The 19,218-nt window shown below is 65.8% G+C and carries 16 protein-coding genes and 1 pseudogene; 5 read left to right on the top strand and 12 right to left on the bottom strand.

The genetic code is table 11. From position 1 onward, the window contains the following. Positions 1-8: 8 nt before the first annotated feature. Positions 9-503, top strand: coding sequence for a MarR family transcriptional regulator (locus ACVIGB_RS09795; protein ID WP_456725206.1), 495 nt, complete (start codon positions 9-11; stop codon positions 501-503). Here ACVIGB_RS09795 and ACVIGB_RS09790 read toward each other — a convergent pair. The 4 genes and pseudogenes from ACVIGB_RS09790 to ACVIGB_RS09775 form a co-directional block, all read right to left on the bottom strand. After that, positions 475-1,743, bottom strand: coding sequence for an O-antigen ligase family protein (locus ACVIGB_RS09790; protein WP_456722834.1), 1,269 nt, complete (start codon positions 1,741-1,743; stop codon positions 475-477). The genes ACVIGB_RS09795 and ACVIGB_RS09790 overlap by 29 nt on opposite strands. Before the next feature lie 76 nt (positions 1,744-1,819). Continuing rightward, a complete protein-coding gene (locus tag ACVIGB_RS09785; RefSeq protein ID WP_456722835.1) occupies positions 1,820-3,355 on the bottom strand; it encodes an undecaprenyl-phosphate glucose phosphotransferase in 1,536 nt (511 codons plus the stop codon). A gap of 115 nt (positions 3,356-3,470) precedes the next feature. Continuing rightward, positions 3,471-4,610: a glycosyltransferase family 4 protein gene (locus ACVIGB_RS09780; RefSeq protein WP_456722836.1), complete on the bottom strand. Its 1,140-nt coding sequence runs from the start codon at positions 4,608-4,610 to the stop codon at positions 3,471-3,473. 3 nt (positions 4,611-4,613) lie between these two features. Continuing rightward, positions 4,614-5,253: pseudogene (locus tag ACVIGB_RS09775) on the bottom strand (polysaccharide biosynthesis/export family protein). Between the two features lie 175 nt (positions 5,254-5,428). Here ACVIGB_RS09775 and ACVIGB_RS09770 point away from each other — a divergent pair. Continuing rightward, entirely contained in the window at positions 5,429-7,762 is a 2,334-nt protein-coding gene (locus ACVIGB_RS09770; RefSeq protein ID WP_456749133.1) for a GumC family protein, read from the top strand. Between the two features lie 87 nt (positions 7,763-7,849). On the opposite strand, the gene ACVIGB_RS09765 is transcribed toward ACVIGB_RS09770, so the two are convergent. Beyond that, positions 7,850-9,187 (bottom strand): MFS transporter, encoded by a 1,338-nt coding sequence (locus ACVIGB_RS09765; protein ID WP_092114706.1) that lies wholly within the window; start codon positions 9,185-9,187, stop codon positions 7,850-7,852. Between the two features lie 324 nt (positions 9,188-9,511). Between ACVIGB_RS09765 and ACVIGB_RS09760 the strand changes: the two genes are divergently transcribed. Further along, positions 9,512-10,450, top strand: coding sequence for a LysR family transcriptional regulator (locus tag ACVIGB_RS09760; protein WP_207829860.1), 939 nt, complete (start codon positions 9,512-9,514; stop codon positions 10,448-10,450). A 3-nt stretch (positions 10,451-10,453) separates the two neighbouring features. Here the strand turns inward: ACVIGB_RS09760 and ACVIGB_RS09755 are convergent, their stop codons facing one another. After that, a complete protein-coding gene (locus ACVIGB_RS09755) occupies positions 10,454-11,647 on the bottom strand; it encodes a GNAT family N-acetyltransferase (protein WP_456722838.1) in 1,194 nt (397 codons plus the stop codon). A 168-nt stretch (positions 11,648-11,815) separates the two neighbouring features. Here ACVIGB_RS09755 and ACVIGB_RS09750 point away from each other — a divergent pair, with 168 nt between their 5' ends. Further along, complete coding sequence (locus ACVIGB_RS09750; protein WP_456725207.1) at positions 11,816-12,844, top strand: polysaccharide deacetylase family protein; 1,029 nt, start codon at positions 11,816-11,818, stop codon at positions 12,842-12,844. Here the strand turns inward: ACVIGB_RS09750 and ACVIGB_RS09745 are convergent. Then, positions 12,841-13,050: a DUF2842 domain-containing protein gene (locus ACVIGB_RS09745; RefSeq protein ID WP_050400909.1), complete on the bottom strand. Its 210-nt coding sequence runs from the start codon at positions 13,048-13,050 to the stop codon at positions 12,841-12,843. The genes ACVIGB_RS09750 and ACVIGB_RS09745 overlap by 4 nt on opposite strands. 191 nt (positions 13,051-13,241) lie before the next feature. On the opposite strand from ACVIGB_RS09745, the gene ACVIGB_RS09740 reads away from it, so the two are divergent. Continuing rightward, the gene (locus tag ACVIGB_RS09740) at positions 13,242-14,327 is read left to right on the top strand and encodes a COX15/CtaA family protein (RefSeq protein WP_456722839.1); all 1,086 of its coding nucleotides are present in this window, start codon (positions 13,242-13,244) and stop codon (positions 14,325-14,327) included. A 4-nt stretch (positions 14,328-14,331) separates the two neighbouring features. Here the strand turns inward: ACVIGB_RS09740 and nadC are convergent, their stop codons facing one another. Genes nadC through ACVIGB_RS09715 form a run of 5 tightly spaced genes read right to left on the bottom strand, consistent with a single transcriptional unit; the run spans position 14,332 to position 19,146 of the window. Beyond that, positions 14,332-15,183, bottom strand: a complete 852-nt coding sequence (gene nadC / locus ACVIGB_RS09735; protein ID WP_456722840.1) for a carboxylating nicotinate-nucleotide diphosphorylase — start codon at positions 15,181-15,183, stop codon at positions 14,332-14,334. After that, positions 15,180-16,730, bottom strand: a complete 1,551-nt coding sequence (locus tag ACVIGB_RS09730) for an L-aspartate oxidase (RefSeq protein ID WP_456722841.1) — start codon at positions 16,728-16,730, stop codon at positions 15,180-15,182. The genes nadC and ACVIGB_RS09730 overlap by 4 nt, the downstream gene beginning before the upstream one ends. Continuing rightward, positions 16,727-17,713 (bottom strand): quinolinate synthase NadA, encoded by a 987-nt coding sequence (gene nadA / locus ACVIGB_RS09725; RefSeq protein WP_456722842.1) that lies wholly within the window; start codon positions 17,711-17,713, stop codon positions 16,727-16,729. Before nadA ends, ACVIGB_RS09730 begins: the two co-directional genes overlap by 4 nt. Positions 17,714-17,767: 54 nt before the next feature. Continuing rightward, complete coding sequence (locus tag ACVIGB_RS09720) at positions 17,768-18,727, bottom strand: NUDIX hydrolase (protein WP_456722843.1); 960 nt, start codon at positions 18,725-18,727, stop codon at positions 17,768-17,770. 14 nt (positions 18,728-18,741) lie between these two features. Then, positions 18,742-19,146 carry a hypothetical protein gene (locus ACVIGB_RS09715; RefSeq protein ID WP_456722844.1) on the bottom strand — a complete coding sequence of 135 codons (405 nt, stop codon included), beginning with the start codon at positions 19,144-19,146 and terminating at the stop codon, positions 18,742-18,744. Between the last annotated feature and the right edge of the window lie 72 nt (positions 19,147-19,218).

Genomic DNA, 19,218 nt, shown 5'->3' with positions numbered 1-19,218 from the left:
CAGCGCTGATGCAGGAACTCGAGGAGGCGATGCGCCGGTCATCCGCGCAGGGCGTGATGTACGGCCAGGCCGTTGCAAACATGGCCGGAATTTCCAATTCCGATATGGAATGCATGGACATCCTCCACCTTGAAGGGCGCGTGACCGCGGGGCGTCTCGCCGAAGTCACCGGGCTGACCACCGGCGCGATCACCGGCGTGGTCGATCGTCTGGAGAAGGCGGGTTATGTGCGCCGCGAGCGGGACGAGAGCGATCGCCGCAAGGTCTTCATCTCGGTGGTGGAGGAAAAAGCGGCGGAGATCGGCAAGTTCTACGTGCCGATGCAGGAGGCGATGCTCAAGCTCTGGAGCCGCTACACCGATGACGAACTGCGCCTGCTGCTGCGCTTCGCCAATGACGGCTACAAGGGCGTGCTGGAAGCGACCGGCGCATTGAAGGCGGTAATCGACATGCCGCCGGCGCAGCGCGCCGAGCTCAAGCTGCCGCCGAAGTCTCGTCGCTGACCTCGGCCGGTGTCGCGCGGGTGCGCTCGGTTGCCGCGTACATGCCCCACATCGTGCCGAGCATCATCCAGAAGTGCCGCCAATGGTCGGTATCGATGATGAAGCTCTCGGCGACGATGCCGAGGAATGCCGAGAAGATCGCCAGATAGTCGCGCTGCCACGGCACCCGCTTGTAGACATAGCGGAAGCCGACGATCGCGCTGACGAACACCAGCGCCGGATAACAGATGCCCGAGATCCAGCCGCCCGACATGAAGGCGTTGAGGAAGGAGTTGTGGGTATCCTCGGGGAAGTAGGTGTGGAATTGCAGCGGCCCGATGCCGAACGGCAATTCGAGCGCCATCTGGGCGCCGAGGATGTGGCGGCCGAACCGGCCGAAGCGGCCTTCGTCGTAACTCTGGTCGAAGCTCGCGCGCTGCTTGAACATGTCGGCGACCGAGCCGATCGACAGCAGCACCGCGATCAGCGCAACGGCCAGGACCGCGGCGATCAGGGTCATCACGATGATGCGCGAGCGCTGCGCTTGCGAACGGCTGGTGAACACCATCAGCGCCAGCATGAAGGCTGCGGTGACGATCAGGCCGCCCCAGGCGGCGCGGGAGAACGAGAGCAGGATCGCAAGCGAGATGATGCCGAAGGCGATGGCGTTGCGGAACGCCTTGCCGAAGCGGTCGGTGACCACGCTTTGCAGCGTGAACAGCGCCGGCAGGATCAGGAACGCGCCGAGCACGTTCGGATCCTTGAAGGTGCCGCGGGCGCGGTCATACAGCGTCAGCAAATCGTAGCCGCCGGGTACCAGGTGAAAGTAGCCGGCGATGCCCGAAAGCGAGGCGATCATCGCGCCGACGATCAGGCCGCGGCGCAGCATGTCGAGCCGCGCTTCGGTATCCTCCGACATCACCATCGCGAAGAAGATGACGGTGACGGCCATGTACCAGGAGGTGAGGACCCAGTTCACCACCTCCGGCTTGTCGAGGAACGGCACCGCGCCGATGCTGTAGCCGACATTGAGCACGATCAGCGCGAACAACAGCGGCATGAACACGAGCTGCATGCGCAGGCCCGTACCAAAGAACAGCACGCAGGCGGTCAGCGTGACGAGTTCATACGGGCTCGGCTCGATGAACACGATGGCGATCGACGCGCCGGCGAGCCACACCAGCGCCCGCTGCAGCGCCAGCACGCCTGGCGGTGCTGATGCCGGCGAATGGGACGTCCCGGCTGTCGCCGCATAGGCCATCGGATACTCACGCAACGCAACAGGTACATAATCTGACGCTCGTCATTGCGAGGAGCGTCAGCGAGGGCAATCGATCTCAGTACGCGTTCTCGTTCTTGGTCAGCAGCGAGAACGGGGTCTTGAGCAGGATGTAGAGGTCGAACAGCACCGACCAGTTCTCGATGTAATAGAGGTCGTATTCGACGCGCTTCTGGATCTTCTCGTCGGTGTCGACCTCGCCGCGCCAGCCGTTGATCTGCGCCCAGCCGGTGATGCCGGGCTTGACGCGGTGGCGCGCGAAGTAGCCGTCGACGGCCTCGTCGAACAGGCGGTTTTCCAGCTTGCTCTGCACGGCGTGCGGACGCGGGCCGACCAGCGAGAGATTGCCCTTCAGCACCACATTGAACAGCTGCGGCAATTCGTCGAGCGAGCTCTTGCGGATGAAGCGGCCGACGCGGGTGACGCGCGGATCGTTCTTGGTCACCACCTTGGAGGCGGTCGGATCGGCCTGGTGATGGTAGAGCGAGCGGAACTTGTAGACGTCGATCCGCTCATTGTTGAAGCCGAAGCGCTTCTGGCGGAACAGCACCGGGCCGGGGCTGTCGAGCTTCACCGCAAGCGCCACCAGTCCGAGCACCGGCAGTGCCGCAAGCAGGGCCAGGCCGCCGACCACGCGGTCGAACAGCCATTTCAGCACCAGATCCCAGTCAGTGATCGGCGCCTCGAACACGTCGAGCGTCGGCACCTTGCCGACATAGGAATAGGAGCGGGGGCGGAAGCGCAGCTTGTTGGTATGGGCCGACAGGCGGATGTCGACCGGCAGCACCCAGAGCTTCTTCAGCATCTCCAGGATCCGGGTCTCCGCCGAGATCGGCAGCGCGAACAGCACGAGGTCGACGCGGGTGCGGCGGGCGAACTCGACGATGTCGTCGACCTTGCCGAGCTTCGGTGAGCCGGCACAGGTGTCCATCGCGCGGGCGTCATTGCGGTCGTCGAACACGCCGAGCACGTGGATATCCGTGTCGTCGTCGGCGTTCAGCGCCTCGATCAGCTTCTCGCCGTTCTGGTCGGCGCCGACGATGATGGTGCGGCGGTCGAGCCGGCCGTCATGCGCCCAGGCGCGCACCATCGAGCGCAGCGCCAGCCGCTCGGCGATCAGCACCGCAAGGCCGACACAGAAGAACGACGACAGCCAGACCCGCGACACCTCGCCGCCGAGCTTGGCCAGGAAGGAGACGCCGATGAACAGCAGGAACACGACGGCCCATGACGAGATCATCCGCGTCATCTGGCGGAGCTGGCCGCGGAAGATCTGCACCTGGTAGATGTCGGCGGCCTGGAAGCAGACCACCGCCGCAGCCGACATGCCGAGGATCGATGCGATATATCCCCAATGGATGGCGAGCGGCCTGACGTAGGCAAAATAGAGCCCGACGCCGACCAGGCTGAGCAGCACGAAATCGGCGAGGCGAACCACGCCGGTGATCACGACCGGCGAGTAGGCGCTGCGAACTTTCTGATTGGTAACGGTGAGCGCGGCCGGCGACAGGCGGCGGCGGCGTTCGACCTGCGGCTGAGCGGCCGTCGCAGACGCAGCGGCATCCAGCATCGAGCGTGCGTTAAACGGTTCCACGAGTCCACGTCCATTCCTGTGCTTGCAGATGAGCATCCGCGCGCAGCAGTGAAATTCCCCCGGACGCGAGTTAAGGGGACAAATCGGAAGAAACGGTTACGTGTGTAAGAAATGGTTAATGTTTGGCGAATGCGTCGCGATAGCCGGCCAGGACGCCCTCGACCATCGCACTCTGCGAGAAATGTTCGGAAATCCGTTCGCGCAGTTGCTCGGCGCGCGCCGCGGTCGCGGCGGGATTGTCGAGTGCGGCCTTGATGGCGTCGGCCATCGCGCCGGCGTTGCTGGGCGCGAACAGCGCGTCGGTGTGGGTATAGAAGATTTCCGGGATGCCGCCGACATTGGCGGCGATCATCGGAATTCCCGCAGCGCCGGCCTCGATCACCACATAAGGCATCGAATCGCCCCGTGACGGAACCACGAGAACGCTGCCCTTCGAGAAGCCGTAGCGCGCCTTGACGTGGCCGATGAAGCGGACGGCGTCGCCGAGCGACAGCCGCTTCACCTGCTCCTTGAGCCGTTCGAACTCCTCGCCGTCGCCGCCGAGCGTCAGCGTCACCGGCTTGCCGTCGGCGCGCAGCTTGGCGACCGCGTCGATCAGGAGATCGGCACCCTTGATGCGCCGGAATTCGCCGACATAGGCCACGTCGGAGGCGTCGTCGGCCTTGGCGACCGGTTCGAATTCCTCCGACGTGACGCCGTTGAAGACGCAGCGGACGAGGCCTGAGGGCTTGCCCACGGTGCGCTGATAGGTGTCGCGGGCAAACGCGCTCTCGAACAGGAACAGGTCGGTGCTGTTCATCAGCGTGCGCTCGAGCTGGCTGTAGAAGCGGCCCTTCCAGGTGTCGAGCGGATAGTGCAGCGAGCCGCCGTGCGGCGTGTAGACCCGGATCACCTTGTTCGAGCTCCGCCGCAGCCGGACATAGGCGCCGGCCTTGGCGCCATGACCATGTACGACATCGGGTTTCAATTTCCGGATCAGGCCGGCGATATGCGCCCAGACCATGAAGTCGGCGAAGCGTGGCTCGCGGCGTATAGCCACCCGGTGGACCCCGAGCTTGAGGCGCGGCTCGATCTCGGCGAGGACCGCATCAGCCCGTGTGCCGCCGGTCAGGCTGTCGGCGACGATGCCGACATGGTGACCGCGTTCGATCTGGCCGTTGGCGACATCGAGGATGTGACGGATGATGCCGCCGACCGGGGCGCGGACGACATGCAGGATGCGAAGCAGCCGTTCCTCATTTTGATCCTGTGCCATCGATCAGAACCAGCGTTCGCCGACGAAGACGGTGTCGCCGGGCCCGATCGGCGTGCCCAAGGGAACGACAAAGCGGCCGGCGCCCGATGCATCGGTATGGGCGAGGGTGACCTGGTCGCGCTGGGCGCGCGGCGAGAAGCCGCCGGCGATCGCCACCGCGCTCTCGACCGTCATGTTGGGTACATAGGGGTACTGGCCGGGGGCCTGGACTTCGCCGAGGATGAAGAACAGGCGGTAGGATTCGATCTCGACCGCCACCGAAGGCTCGCGGATAAAGCCGTTGCGCAGCCGTGCCGTGATCTCGGCGGCGAACCCCGGCAGGGGTGCGGCCGCGCGCCGGCACGGAGCCGATCAGCGGCATCGTGATCGCGCCGGCCGCATCGATCGCGTAGGAATTGGTCAGGCCTTCCTGGCCATAGACCACGATGCGAAGCTTGTCGCCGGGGCCAAGATTGTAAGCCTCGCGCGTCGGCTCGGGCTCGGCATAGGCCACGGCCATCGGCGTGGGCGCGGCAAATGCCGGCTGCCCATACGCCATCGAATCGAGGGCCGGGTCGCCGGCAACCGGCGACGTCCGGCCCATGCAGCCCGACAGCGCGAGCGCAGCAATCAGACAAACGAGGGGAGCGCGCAGATCGCGCATGTGAGGAATCCCGCAACAATATCGGCGTCGATTAACGGCACTCATGGTTAACAAACGATGACGGAGTGGTGGTGGCCGCCGCATCCGTCAACCGCGCCGATTAACCCAGCAGCAACCTTAATGGACTGTAATCGCCGCCATTGAGATGGAATCGCGGCGTCCGCGGGAGTTGGTTATGCGTTTTGCATTCTGGCGTAGAGGCAAGGAAACGGCGGTGCAACGGGCGTTGCCGAAGTCTGCGCCCGTTGCCGCCGAAGCCATTGCGAAGCCGGCTTCGCCGATATCAGCTCCTGACAGGCCGGCGCGTCCGACGGAGGCGACAGATCTCGATCTGCATGTGCTCGGGCGCGCGCTGGCGCGCAAGCGAAGCTGGATCATCGTGCCGACCGTGCTCGTGTTTGCGGTGTCGCTTGCCGCCGTCAACGTCGTGACGCCGCGCTACAAGTCGGAAGCCCGAATCCTGATCGACAACCGCGAGAATGCCTTCCTGCGCCCGAACGGCGAGCGCGACCTGGAGCGCACCTCGCTCGACGCCGAGGCCGTGACCAGCCAGGTGCAACTGCTGCTGTCGCGCGATCTCGCCCGCGACATCATCAAGAAGAACAAGCTCGCCGAGCGCCCCGAGTTCGATCCGGTGCTGCGGGGCTTTTCGCCGCTGAAGTCGCTGCTGGCGCTGTTCGGCATCGGCCGTGACCCGTTCAGCCTGACGCCGGAAGAGCGGGTGCTCGATTCCTTTTACGAGCGCTTCCAGGCCTATGCGGTCGATAAGTCGCGCGTCATGGTGATCGAATTCCAGTCGGAGGATCCCGAGCTTGCGGCGCGCGTCGCCAACTCGATTGCCGACGGTTATCTCGTGTTGCAGCAGGCGGCGCGGCAGGACCAGGCCAGGTCCGCCAGCACCTGGCTGCTGGGCGAGATCGATAAGCTGCGCAGCAAGGTCGCGGAAGCGGATTCGCGGGTCGAGGAATTCCGCTCCAAGTCGAGCCTGTTCGTCGGCACCAACAACATCCCGCTGTCGAACCAGCAGATGGGCGAGCTGAACACGCAGCTCAACAATGCCCGCGCGCTCAAGGCGGATGCCGAGACCAAGGCGCGCCTGATCCGCGAGATGCTTCAGGGTGGCAAGCCGATCGAGGCTACGGAAGTGCTCAATTCCGAGCTGATCCGCCGGCTCGCCGAACAGCGCGGTACGCTGCGCGCGCAGCTCGCCGAGCAGTCGTCGACGCTGCTCGACAACCATCCGCGCATCAAGGAATTGAAGGCCCAGATCGCCGACCTCGACCGCCAATTGCGCGAGGAAGCCGGCAAGATTTCGCGATCGCTCGACAACGACGCCCGCGTCGCCGATGGCCGCGTCCAGGCGCTGCAAGTGGGCCTGGATCAATCGAAGAAGCAGGCGTCGTCGAGCAACAGCCAGGACGTCCAGCTGCGCGGATTCGAGCGTGAAGCCAAGGCGCAGCGCGATCTGCTGGAAGCCTATCTCGCCAAATATCGCGAGGCGACCGCACGCGAGAACATCGAGGCCGCGCCGACCGACGGCCGCATCATCTCGCGCGCCACGGTCTCGAACACGCCGGCCTATCCGAAGAAGCTGCCGATCGTGCTGATCGCGACGCTGGCGACGCTGTTGCTGTCGGCCGGCATCATCATCACCGGCGAGCTGCTGCGCATCTCCGCGCCCGGCGCGGTGGGCCGTGCCTTCGCGCCGGCCGCCGCAGTGATCCGGCGCCGCGAACCCGTCATGGAGACCGCGACCGTCGACGAGCCGGCACTGACGCTGCCGCCTGAACCTGAGCTCGCGTCGCCGCTCGCGCCCAGCCTGTCGCCCGAGCCTGATTTGAGGCCCGACCCCGCAGTCGCATATGAGCCGGTCGTCAGCGAGCCGCAGCCTGCGCCCGCCCGGACGGCCAACGAGATCGATGAGCTGGCCGAGCGTCTGGTCGCGGCCGGTCCCGCCGCCCACAAGGTCACGGTGCTCGGCCCGGCTGCCGCCGAGAGCGTCACGCTGACCGCGCTGACGCTGGCCCGTCTGATGGCGCGTCAAGCCAAGGTTGTGGTGGTCGATCTCGTCGCGTCCTCGCCGGCGCTGACGGCGGCCACGGTCGATCCCGGTGCGCCCGGCCTTGCCGAACTGATGCAGGGCGAGGCGACGTTCGCACAGATCATCACCAAGGATCGGCAGTCGCGGGTTCAGATCGTCAGCGCCGGGCGTCCGGGCTTCGATCGCGCGCATCTGCAATCGCCGCGGCTGGCGCTTGCGATCGACGCGCTGCTCCGGGTCTACGACCACGTGCTGCTCGACGCCGGCACGGCCGTCGACCTGCCGGCCGAACTGCTGACCGCAAAGGCGCAAGCTGTCGTCGTGCCCGACGCCGGCATGGCGCAGGATGCCCGCCGCTCGATGGTCGATCAGCTCAGGGCCGTCGGCTTCTCCGAAGTGACGATGCTGAGCAAGCCCTGCGCGCCGTCGGAAACGGTCGTGGCGGGTCCGCGCGTGGTGGCGGCCTGACCGGACCTCCAGGGCGCGATGAGCTCAGTTTGAGACGTCATCGCGCTTCGCTTTGGGAGGCCGCTTCACATGCTTCCTGATGGCGCCTCAGTGCGCCATCATCGGCTCGCGCATCGATCGCTCGAGGACCGGATCGATCCGCAGCCTGATCGTGACCAGCGCGCCGATCAGTCCGACGACCGCGAGCAGCAGCAGGCCTGCGGTGAATCCACCGGTCAGGTCCTTCAGATAGCCCATCGCGAACGGGCCCGCGAAGCCCGATAGATTGCCGAGCGAGTTGATCGCGGCAATGCCGGCCGCGGCCGAGGCGCCGTTCAGAATGCTGGCCGGCATCGGCCAGAACATCGGCGGCACCGCCGAAACGCCGATCTGCGCGAGGCAGAGCAGGCCGATGATCAGCACCGGGCTTGAGACCAGTCCGGCCAGGCCGATGCCGACGGCGGCGAGCACGAGTGCGCCGGCGACATGGTAGCGCCGCTCACCGGTCTTGTCGGAATGGCGGCCGAGCAGCACCATGCCGACCGCGCCGAACACGAATGGTAGCGCCGCGATCAGGCCGGTCTGGGTGTCGGTGACGCCAAACGCCTTAATGATGGTGGGCAGGAAGAACGCGACGCCGTAGCTCGCTGCATTGAGGCAGAAGTAGACGAAGGCGCAGGCCAGCACGCGCGAATCGGTGAGCGATTGCAGCACCGAGATGTGCTCCACCGCTTCCTTCTTCTGCCGCTCGATCTCAAGGGTGTTCTGGACCCATTTGATCTCGTCGGGCTGCAGCCAGCTCGCCTGGCGCGGGAAGTCGGGCAGGAAGGCGAGCACAGCGAAGCCGACCAGGACCGACGGCAGCGCTTCGCAGATGAACAGCCACTGCCACCCGGTCAGACCGCCTCCGGACAGGTTGAGCAGCAGGCCCGAGATCGGTGCCCCAATGATGCTCGAGATCGGGATCGCGAGCATGAACAGGCTGATGACGCGGGCCCGATAGATCGTCGGGAACCAGAGCGTCAGGTAGAAGATGATGCCGGGGAAGAAGCCGGCCTCGCAGGCGCCGAGCAGCAGGCGAAGGAAGTAGAAGATCCACTCGCTCGAGAGACCGCTCGCCGCCGACATCTGCGGGATGAACGCGAATGCCGCCGAGACGATGCCCCAGCTGATCATGATGCGGGCGATCCAGCGCCGCGCGCCAAACCGTTCCAGAAGGATGTTGGAGGGCACTTCGAAGAAGAAGTAGCCGACGAAGAACAGGCCCGCGCCGAGCCCGTAGGCGGCTTCGCTGAGGCCGAGCGCCGTATTCATGTGCAGCTTGGCAAAGCCGACATTGACGCGATCGAGATAGGCCACGAAGTAACACAGGATGAGGAACGGAATCAGCCGCCGCATCATCTTTCCGATTGCGCGCTTCTCGACATCGTCGCTCATCGTTCCCATCCCTTCCGGTTTTTCGATTCGGCGCACGGTAATCGCGCTGTCCGGGCGGCACCTTCGTGCGGCCGCAGCGGTCCGTCGCCTTGCCCTTGCAAGTATTGCATTCATTGTTGTGTAATCGAGAGCCGCGTGACTAATGGCATTTGGGAATGGAGCCACGGCGAAACTGTCATGATGCACCGCGGTATAAGCGCGGGAACCCCAGAGCGTTTTCCAGCGAAGTGGATACCGGTTCGCGGCAGGAAAACGCGTCAAGACAGAATCTGGAGCCCCGTTCCGGTCTAATCGGAACGGAGAGGCCCTTGCCGGGCAGGATGGTAGCAGGCCGTGATCAATAACCTGAAATTGCGCCAGCTGCGTCTGCTGGTCGCTCTCGACAATGAGCGCAAGCTGCAGCTGGCGGCCGAGCGGTTGAACATCACCCAGTCTGCGGCATCGAAGATGCTCGCCGAAATCGAGGCGCTGGCGCGGGTTCCCCTGTTTGAGCGGACGGCGCGCGGCGTCGAGCCCACCGCCTATGGCTCGATCCTGATTCGCGGCGGCAAGAGCGTGCTGGCCGATCTCGACCAGGTCACCGACGAGTTCGCGGGCTACAAGTCCGGCGAGCTCGGCACCGTCTCCGTCGGAACAGTCGCCAAGCCCAGCATCGACCTGGTCGTCGACGTGATCCAGTATCTCGGCGAGAAGCTGAACCGGGTGAACATCTCGCTCGATGTCAGCACCAGCCCGCCATTGATCACGCGTCTGCTCGCGCTCGAGTTCGACTTCGTCGTCGCCAGGATTCCGGCCGGCATCGACCCCCGGCAATTCGATTATTATGAGATCGGCGCAGAAGAGGCGGTGCTGCTGGTTCGTGCCGAGCATCCATTGGCCGGCCGCGAGACCGTCGAGCTGGAAGACATGGCCGACCAGCAGTGGATTTGCCAGCCGCGGGAATCCTTCATGCGCCAGGCGCTGGAGAGGCTATTCATGAGCCGCGGCGTGACGCCGCCGCGCCGGGTCATCAACACCGAGTCGTTCTTTGCCTCGGTCGGGATTGCCGCCGGCATCGACGCGATTGTGCCGGTTCCCATGCTGGTGTTCGATCTGGTCGACCCGCAGCGGTTCAAGATGCTGCGTCTTCGCGACCGGCTCCTGTTGGAGAATTATGGCCTGATCAAGCTGCGTAAGCGTGCGCTGTCACCTGCCGCGGCGCTGCTATTCGACGCGATGAGGCGGCTCGGCGTACCGAGTGGCGGCGCAGAGCAGGGTGAAGCGGCGAGCTGAGGCTCAGCGGAACATGCTGCGCAGGTTCTGCGCGATTTCGAACAGCGCCGGATTTTGCTTCACGGCGCGCTTGGCGCGGCTGATGGCCGACAGCGCGCTCGCCGCCGGCTTGCCGCGCAGGCTGAGCGGAATGAAGCTGTCGACGATCGCTTCGTCGTCCTTGCAGAACAGCCGCTTGTACTCGTCCGAGCCGATGCCGAGGTCGAAGGCGCGGTAGTTCAGGCCGGCATGGCGATCGATGATGTCGCGCATCAGGATCAGGCCGGGGCTGAACTTGGAATTCGCCGACATCGTGTAGGTGTTGAACATCATCGAGAACCGATGACCGTCGGAGACACCGGCGAAGATCGCAATCACTTCCTCGTCGCACTCCAGCGCGTGGATGTCGATCGCGTAGCCCTTGCCGTCGGCGCGCGGCGCCAGGCAGGCGCTGCGAATGAACTGCTCGACGCCGGGCTCGGCGAACACGTCGGGCAACTTCTGCTCGGCCATGCGCTGCGGCTTGACGCGGAAGAACCAGTCGAGCAGGCGGCAGACGTCGGTGCTGTCGCTCGCGACATGGTAGCGGTAGCCGGGCAGCGCCTGCAGCTTGCGCTCCTTGCCCTTGAGGCGGCGGCGAAACGAGTTGCTGATCAGCGCCGCGGGGGCTGCGCCGGGCTCGATGATTAGCAGCGGGCAATCGTTCACCGCAGCCTGGTGCGGCAGCAACGCCAGCGGATTGGGCTGGTCCTGCCAGCGCAGCGGCTGCTGACACAGCACGAGCGCGTCGACGCGAGACCGCTCGGCGATTGATCCGGTCAGCGCCGTGATGTCGGCCTCGGTTGCGTTGGCGGCGAAGTCCTTGTCGTACAGCGCCATGTTGAAGGTCGCATGCTTGCCACCCATGAAGCCCGCGCAGCTCGCGCCCAGGCGCTGCTCCACGGCGAGCGGCAACAGCAGCAGCGGACGGCGTTCGCTGTCATGGGCGACGACGATGAAGGGCCGCAGGCCCTCGCGCTCGCCGACCTGGCGCTGCCAGTTGGCGAGGAAATCGAAGCGCTGATAGGGCGTGTAGCTGTGTTGCGGTGTCTCGAGACTGCGCCAGGTCGCCTCGGCCGCAGTGAGGTCATGAAAGATGTCGACGCCGGCAACGCGGATTGCGTTCGGCCATGGTCGCGTCCCCGCCGTCTGGCCTTCAACTGCCGCCGCCATGATCATCTCGGAGCCCAAATTTTTTAAGGTATTAATTTACAGGTCTCGGCTGCGGCCGACCTTCGCAGGGAAATGTCAACAAAGAGTAATAACAATGCCGCGGCGGGGTGTGGGAACCGCCGGGCAGAGGCGGGGATCTTGACGCCGGACAACGGGATTTTGCGGCGAGCCCGGATGGAGCTCGCCTATTTCAGCGGCGCCTTCCGTCTGCGGGAGCACGAGGCCGGGGGCGCCGGGGTGATCTTGCGCTTCGCGCGCGTCCGTCCTGCGCACCGGGCCCGGTTCCAGCCGCTGAAATCCCAGGAGATCACGCCGGCCTTCCTCGATCGCAGCATCCGCGCGCTGAAGCGCTGGAACTACGACATCGTCGGGATCGACGAGGCCTGCCGCCGCGCGGTGACCCTGCCGGAGCGCCGGCGCTTTGCCTGCCTGAGCTTCGATGGCGCGACCAGGGACTTCGTCACGCACGGCTATCCCGTGCTCGCCAGGCACGGCGTCCCCTTCACCCTTTATCTGCCGACGGCCTTCCCGGACGGCGTGGGCACGGCGTGGTGGCTGGTGCTCGAGGACATCATCGCGCGCGAGAGCCGCATCAGCCTGATGATCGACGGCAGGGAGCGGCATTTCGTGGTCTCGAGCCTGTCGGACAAATACGAGCTGTTCGATTTCCTGTCCGGCTGGCTGCGCAAGCTGTCGCCGCCTGATCTGTCCTATGCGGTGAACGATCTCGGCCGGCGCTATTCGGCCGATGCGGCGCAATTGTCACGCAGCGCGTCGCTCGACTGGCAGGATCTGGCGAAGCTTGCGGCTGATCCGAACGTGACATTCGGTAGCGCGACCGTGAATTATCCGGCGCTGTCGAGCCTGAAGGATGCGGCCGCGCAGCGCGAGATGGCGATGGGAAAGGCGGTCGCCGAGAGCGCGCTGCGGCGGCCGATCAAGCATTTCGCATTCCCCTTCGGGGACCGCGACGCGTTCCGCCGTCCGCATGTCGTGATGGCCGAGGAGGCCGGCTTCGCCAGCGCGGTGTCGACCATATCAGGGGTCGTCGAGGCGCAAGGACGCACCAACCTCTACGCATTGCCGCGCATCGCATGGGACGGCCGCGTGCGATCGCTGCGGATGATGCGCGTGCTGCTCTCGGGTGTGATGTTCGCACCGGTTCGGCCGACGCGGCATGCGCGCGGCGAGGGCGGGACCTAGGCGCGGTCGGGCCGCGACATCCAGGAGACGATCGGCATCGCCGGCAGCACCCAGCCGAGCCCCGCGACGACGTAGAAGATCGCCTGCAGCAGCCCCGAATTGGCGAGCCAGGGGGTTTGGGCGACCGTCATGCCAAGCAGCGACCACACCACGACCAGGATGAGCAGGGCGATGGTTCCGAGCAATTTGCGGGTGCGTATGGCCATGGCGGATATGTATGACTCGTGATCCAGAGCGTTTTCGAGCGAAGCGGACAGCGGTTCGCGTTAAGAAAACGCGTCAAAACAAGATTCTCGAGCTTCGTTCCGGATTGATCCGAACGAGGCTCCGGGCGGCGCTTGCGCCGCTTGCGGGCCGGACTATAAGGGGCCCGAAAATCCAATCAAGTCAGGGCGAAATGGCCGGTATTTCCGCACAACCATCGCAGCTCCGCGCCGTCAGGGTCTGGCTGATCGCGGTCGCCGCCCTGATCGCGCTGATGGTCTTGGTCGGCGGCGCCACGCGGCTCACCGAGTCCGGCCTGTCGATCGTCGAATGGAAGCCGGTGACCGGCGCGCTGCCGCCGCTGACCGAGGTGCAGTGGACGAAGGCCTTCGAGGGCTACAAGACCATCCCGCAATATCGCGAGCTCAACGCCGGGATGACGCTCGAGCAATTCAAGACGATCTTCTGGTGGGAGTGGAGCCACCGGCTGCTCGGCCGGGTGATCGGCGCCGCCTATCTGCTGCCGTTCCTGTATTTCCTGTGGCGCGGCGCGGTAAGCGGCGAGCTCGGCCGGCGGCTATGGGTGATCTTCGGCCTCGGCGCGCTGCAGGGCGGCGTCGGCTGGTGGATGGTGGCGTCCGGCCTCTCGGAGCGCGTCGAGGTGTCGCAGTATCGGCTGGCGACGCATCTGGTGCTGGCGCTCCTGATCTTCGCGGCGATTGTCTGGACGCTGCGGCGCTTGACGGACCGTCCATCCGTGATTGCGCCGCTCAGGCTGAAGATCACGAGCGCGGTGCTGCTCGTGCTGACCTTCGTTCAGCTCTATTTCGGCGCGCTGGTCGCGGGCCTGCGCGCGGGCCGGGTCTACAACACCTGGCCTGAGATCGACGGCGGCTTGATTCCGTCGGCCGACCGTCTCTGGTTCGAGACGCCGTGGTGGCGCAACCTGTTCGACAACACGCTGACGGTGCAGTTCGAGCATCGCATGACCGCTTACCTGCTGTTCGCGCTGGCGATCGCGCATGCGATCGATGCGGTGCGTGCACGCGCCGGAAGTGCGGTGATTGCGGGCGCATGGTGGCTCGTTGCGGCGATCACGCTGCAGGCGACGCTCGGCATCCTGACGCTGCTGCATCAGGTGCCGATCGATCTGGCGCTGACGCACCAGGCGGTCGCGATCGTCGTGCTGACATTGGCGGTTCTGCAAGCCGAGCGCTTCGCCGCGCGCCGGACCGAACGGGACCAGCCGACCCTCGTTCCGGTCGGCCAGTCTCTCTGATCGATCAGGACAGATAGTCGAGCCCGATATCGAGCGCGGCCGAGCTGTGAGTCACCCAGCCGACCGAGATCAAATCAACGCCGGTGGCGGCGATCGCCGCGGCGGTCGCAGCCGTGATGCGGCCGGAGGCTTCGGTGAGCGCCTTGCCGCGCGCCATCGCCACCGCCTGGCTGAGCTGCTCGGTCGTCATGTTGTCGAGCAGGACCGCGTCGACGCCGAGTGCCAGCACCTCTTCAAGCTGCGCCAGCGTGTCGACCTCGACCTCGATCTTCACGAGATGGCCGGTATTGGCTTTGGCGCGCTCGATCGCAGGACGGACACCGCCGGCGAGCGCGACGTGGTTGTCCTTGATCAGCACGGCATCGTCGAGACCGAAGCGGTGATTGCCACCGCCGCCGGCGCGGACCGCGTACTTCTCCAGCGCGCGAAGCCCCGGCGTGGTCTTGCGGGTGCAGACGATCTGCGCGCGCGTGCCAGCGACGGCCTTGACGAGCGTGGCGGTTGCGGTCGCGACGCCGCTCAGATGGCAGAGGAAGTTGAGCGCGGTGCGCTCCGCGGTGAGCAGGCTGCGGGCCGGACCGTCGATGATCGCGATGACCTGGTCGGGTTCGACCGCGCTGCCGTCGGGCCGCTTGGCGCGCAGCTCGATCGCCGGCGACACCGTCTGGAAGGCTGACCGTGCGATGTCGAGCCCGGCGATCACGCCGGGCTGCCGCGCCCGCATCACCAGCCGGGCCTGCTGGCCGGCCGGCACGATGGCGTCTGCCGTGATATCGCCGGCGCGGCCGAGATCCTCGCGCAAGGCGGTTTGCACGATCGGCTCATACAGCAGCGGCAACAGGGGATTGAGGGTCATGAGCGGGCACTCCTGGCTGATAGCTTGGATTCAACGATGCGGTGCGCGGCGGCGAGCGCCTCGGCACGGGTGACGGAAGACGGCGCCGCCGACAAAGCGGTGTGCGGGAAATCGGTGCGGAAATGACCGCCGCGGCTTTCCTCACGCCTGATTGCGGCAATCGCGATCATCAATCCGACCAATGCTGCGTCGGATGCTGCGCTCTGACTGCGCGCGAGCGGATAGAGGCCGCGGATCGCGCGGGCGATCCCGTCGCGGTCGCGCAGCACGCCGAGCCCCTGGGTGAGGATCGGACGCACGGCGGAAGGATCGGCGGCGGGCGACAGCGTGTCGTCGCCCAGCATCGAGCGTGGACCTGCGCTGACGCCTTCGATGCTCTCGGCGACCCAGCGCGCACAGACGATCGCTTCCATCAGCGAGTTGCTGGCGAGCCGGTTGGCGCCGTGCAGCCCGGTGCGCGCGGCCTCGCCGCAGGCCCACAGGCCTTGCACCGTGCTGCGGCCAAGGCCGTCAACCGCGATGCCGCCCATGTGGTAGTGCACCGCCGGCCGGATCGGGATCGGATCATTGGCGGGATCGATGCCCGCCATCTTGCAGAACGCGCTGATCACGGGATAGCGCTGCGCGAAGTCCGCGCCCGGATGCTGGCGCGCATCGAGGAAGGTGCGGTGTCCTGCGGCGCGATGGTGCCAGACGGCGCGCGCGACGATGTCGCGTGGCGCGAGTTCGGCGCCGGGCTGATCGGCCATGAAGCGCCGGCCGGTCTCGTCGATCAGGGTCGCGCCGTCGCCGCGGATCGCCTCGGTCAACAGCGGCATCGGGCGTGACGGCCCGTCGAAGGCGGTCGGATGAAACTGCACGAATTCGAGGTCCGACAGTTTTGCGCCGGCATGTGCCGCGAGCGCGAGCCCCTGGCCGAAGCATCCGCCCGGATTGGTGCTGTCTGAAAACAGCCCACCGATGCCGCCGGTCGCGATCACGACGCGGTTGGTCGCGATCGTCAGCGCGCTGCGGTCGTTGGCCGCAAGCACGCCTCTGACTGCATTGTCCTCGACCAGCAACCTGCGCGCCTCGACACCTTCCAGCAAGGTGATTGATGGCGTCCGGCGGACCGCGGCGATCAGCGCGCGCATGATCTCGCGGCCGGTGCCGTCGCCGGTGGCGTGCACGATGCGGTTGCGGCCGTGCGCGGCCTCGAGCCCGAGACGCCAGCTGCCGTCGGCGCGCCGGTCGAAGGCGACGCCGAGTTCGGCCAGATGCTCCACGGCGGCAGGCGCGGCATGGACGATCCGGGATGCTGCGGCCGCATCACAGAGGCCGGCGCCGGCCACAAGCGTGTCGGCGAGATGGAGAGCAGGGGTGTCATCCGCGCCGACCGGTGCGGCCAGGCCACCCTGCGCCCACATGCTGGAGGCTTCCGCGCCGAGTGGCGATTTCGACAGCAGCACGACCGGCTCGGGCGCGAGTTGCAGCGCGGTCATCAGCCCGGCGGCGCCGCCGCCGATGATGACGGGGCGGCCGTTGAGATCGGAGATATCGGTACTCATATCGCCAGCATCCTTTCGACGCTCCTGCGCGCGCGATCGGCGATCGCGGGGTCGATCGTGACCTCGTGCTGATTGGTCTCCAGCGCGTGGCGGATGTTCTTCAGCGTGATCCGCTTCATGTGCGGACACAGATTGCAGGGGCGGACGAAGTCGACATCGGGATTGCGGGCCGCGATGTTGTCGCTCATCGAACATTCCGTCAGCAGCACGACGCGCGGCGGACGTTTGGTCTCGACGAAAGACTGCATCGCAGCCGTCGACCCCGAATAGTCCGCTTCGGCGACGACCTCGGGCGGGCATTCCGGATGCGCCAGGATGGTGACGTCGGGATAATTTTCACGCAGCTGGCGCACGTCGTCGGCGGTGAACAGCTCGTGCACCTCGCAGTGGCCCTTCCAGGCGATGATCTTCTTGCTGGTCTGCTTGGCGATGTTCTGTGCCAGATATTCATCGGGCAGCATGATGACGCGCTCCGCGCCGAGCGATTCTACCACCTTCAGCGCATTGCCTGACGTGCAGCAGATATCGGACTCCGCCTTCACCGCGGTCGATGTGTTGACATAGGCGATAACAGGCGCGTCCGGATAGCGCGCGCGCATCAGCCGCACGTCCTGTGCCGTGATGGAATCCGCGAGCGAGCAACCGGCCTTGAGGTCGGGGATCAACACGGTCTTGGCCGGGTTCAAGAGCTTCGCCGTCTCTGCCATGAAGTGCACGCCCGCGAGCACGATGACATCGGCGTCGACCTTGGTCGCTTCACGCGCGAGCAAGAGACTGTCGCCGACAATATCGGCGACGCCGTGGAAGATCTCCGGCGTCTGGTAGTTGTGTGCCAGCACCACCGCGTTGCGGCGGCGTTTCAGTTCGAGGATCGCATCGACGTCCTCGGCGAAAGTGGCCCATTCGAACGGTGGGATGACACGCTTGACGCGCTCATAGATCGGCGCGGTGCGGGTGAGCAGATCGGTATCGAGTGCAACCATTTATACTCTCCTTGAGCATAAGATGGCTTATACTTATCCTGAGCATAAGGCGTGTCAAGTGCGCGAAAGCGGAAGCTTGGTGCCGACGACGGCCCGTTCGGCCAAGACGGCATGGCGGAAGCGGAACAGCTTGGCCGGCCGTCCGACGGTATCGGCGGCCATTGCGCCAGTCTCTTCAACGAGTTCCTGCTGCTCCATGAGCCGGCGGAAGTTCTGCTTGTGGACCAGCCGGCCTGCGAGTGCCTCAACACTGCGTTGCAGTTGCAGCAGGGTGAACTCGGCCGGCATCAATTCGAATACCACCGGACGGTATTTGATCTTGGCGCGTAGCCGCGCGATTCCGGTCGCGAGGATGCGGCGATGATCCGCCGTCATCGGCTTGCCCGGCACGATCGGCGCCTCGCGGTCATGCGCGCGTCCGGCTTCCGGGATCAGCAACGCCTCGTACAACAGCTCGTAGCGCTGCAACACGAGTTCTTCATTCCAGCCACGATCCTCGAGGCCGAAGGTGATCGCGCAGCGCTGCCAGCGCTCGCGCTGCAGCGTTGGTGACGGGGCCGCCTTCGCCCACGTCTTCAGCTTCGGCGCGATCATCTTCGCCAGGCAGGCCGGCGTGCCGGCGCGATGATCTTCCCAGGGGAAATAGTCGTACCAGCCCGACCAATGCGCCTCAAAGCCTTCGCCGACCTGGTCTTCGCGGGTCAGGCCGAGATAGCTGATCGAGACGCTATGCGGCGTCCTGGCGTCGCCGGACCGGCCGCGGTCGGCAAAGGTGTAGAGCTGCTCGACATAGCCGAGCGGATGGCCGGTCTGCGCCTCGACCCACGCCCGCAACGCGGTCTGCAGCGAACGGTGGGTGAACTCGAACGGGCCGCTCGGCAGCGCGGAGCCGCCGGCGATGGTCATGATCTTCGGTGTGCCGTCGGTCACGGCGACCAGCACCGCGACGAGGTCGGCGGTCACCGCGTTGCCCGAAGCCGGTGCGCTGGTTTTCTTCTGCGGCGATCTGGCCACGCGCGCGTCCCGGGCTAGCAGTAGCCGTAGACGCCGCAGGCGTAGGGCAGGCGATCCCAGTAGTCGACATAGGCGCCGCCGTAATACGGGCCGAAATAGTTGTAGGAATGCCAGTTGCCGTAATAGCCCGGCAGCGACGACGATCCGGGCAGCAGCGGCTCGCCCCGCACGATCGGGATGTACGGCTCTGAATTGAGCGGGATCACCGTGGGCTCGACGACCACGAGCTGGCGTCCGCGCCGCACATAGGTCGGCTGTGTGATGGTGGTGCGGTAGGCGTAGTGCCGGCGCGGCAGGCCGGCCGGCAGCTGGCGCGCAGCCTTGACGGTGGCGCGTTTGGTGACGACAGGGCCGTCGGCGGCGTCAGCAGGCGAAATCGCAAGCAGCGCGATCGCGAGCGGCAATATCCAGCGCAGCATCAATGGTCTCCCGAATCATCCGGAGCCTATCACTGCCACTTTATGCCGGATTGAGCGTTAACGAGAGACCCG

It is taken from the genome of Bradyrhizobium sp. USDA 4341, from assembly GCF_054063755.1.
Note: the sequence above shows the minus strand (reverse complement) of the source record. Positions and strands in the feature narration are given on the sequence as shown.

Excerpts from the sequence above, each read along its gene's own strand:
- nadC (WP_456722840.1), bottom strand. The coding sequence starts at position 15,183 with ATGACCCTCAATCCCCTGTTGCCGCTGCTGTATGAGCCGATCGTGCAA.
- ACVIGB_RS09790 (WP_456722834.1), bottom strand. The coding sequence starts at position 1,743 with ATGGCCTATGCGGCGACAGCCGGGACGTCCCATTCGCCGGCATCAGCA.
- ACVIGB_RS09770 (WP_456749133.1), top strand. The coding sequence starts at position 5,429 with ATGCGTTTTGCATTCTGGCGTAGAGGCAAGGAAACGGCGGTGCAACGG.
- ACVIGB_RS09795 (WP_456725206.1), top strand. The coding sequence starts at position 9 with ATGCAGGAACTCGAGGAGGCGATGCGCCGGTCATCCGCGCAGGGCGTG.
- ACVIGB_RS09715 (WP_456722844.1), bottom strand. The coding sequence starts at position 19,146 with ATGCTGCGCTGGATATTGCCGCTCGCGATCGCGCTGCTTGCGATTTCG.
- ACVIGB_RS09765 (WP_092114706.1), bottom strand. The coding sequence starts at position 9,187 with ATGGGAACGATGAGCGACGATGTCGAGAAGCGCGCAATCGGAAAGATG.
- nadA (WP_456722842.1), bottom strand. The coding sequence starts at position 17,713 with ATGGTTGCACTCGATACCGATCTGCTCACCCGCACCGCGCCGATCTAT.
- ACVIGB_RS09740 (WP_456722839.1), top strand. The coding sequence starts at position 13,242 with ATGGCCGGTATTTCCGCACAACCATCGCAGCTCCGCGCCGTCAGGGTC.
- ACVIGB_RS09730 (WP_456722841.1), bottom strand. The coding sequence starts at position 16,730 with ATGAGTACCGATATCTCCGATCTCAACGGCCGCCCCGTCATCATCGGC.
- ACVIGB_RS09750 (WP_456725207.1), top strand. The coding sequence starts at position 11,816 with ATGGAGCTCGCCTATTTCAGCGGCGCCTTCCGTCTGCGGGAGCACGAG.
- ACVIGB_RS09745 (WP_050400909.1), bottom strand. The coding sequence starts at position 13,050 with ATGGCCATACGCACCCGCAAATTGCTCGGAACCATCGCCCTGCTCATC.
- ACVIGB_RS09755 (WP_456722838.1), bottom strand. The coding sequence starts at position 11,647 with ATGATCATGGCGGCGGCAGTTGAAGGCCAGACGGCGGGGACGCGACCA.
- ACVIGB_RS09780 (WP_456722836.1), bottom strand. The coding sequence starts at position 4,610 with ATGGCACAGGATCAAAATGAGGAACGGCTGCTTCGCATCCTGCATGTC.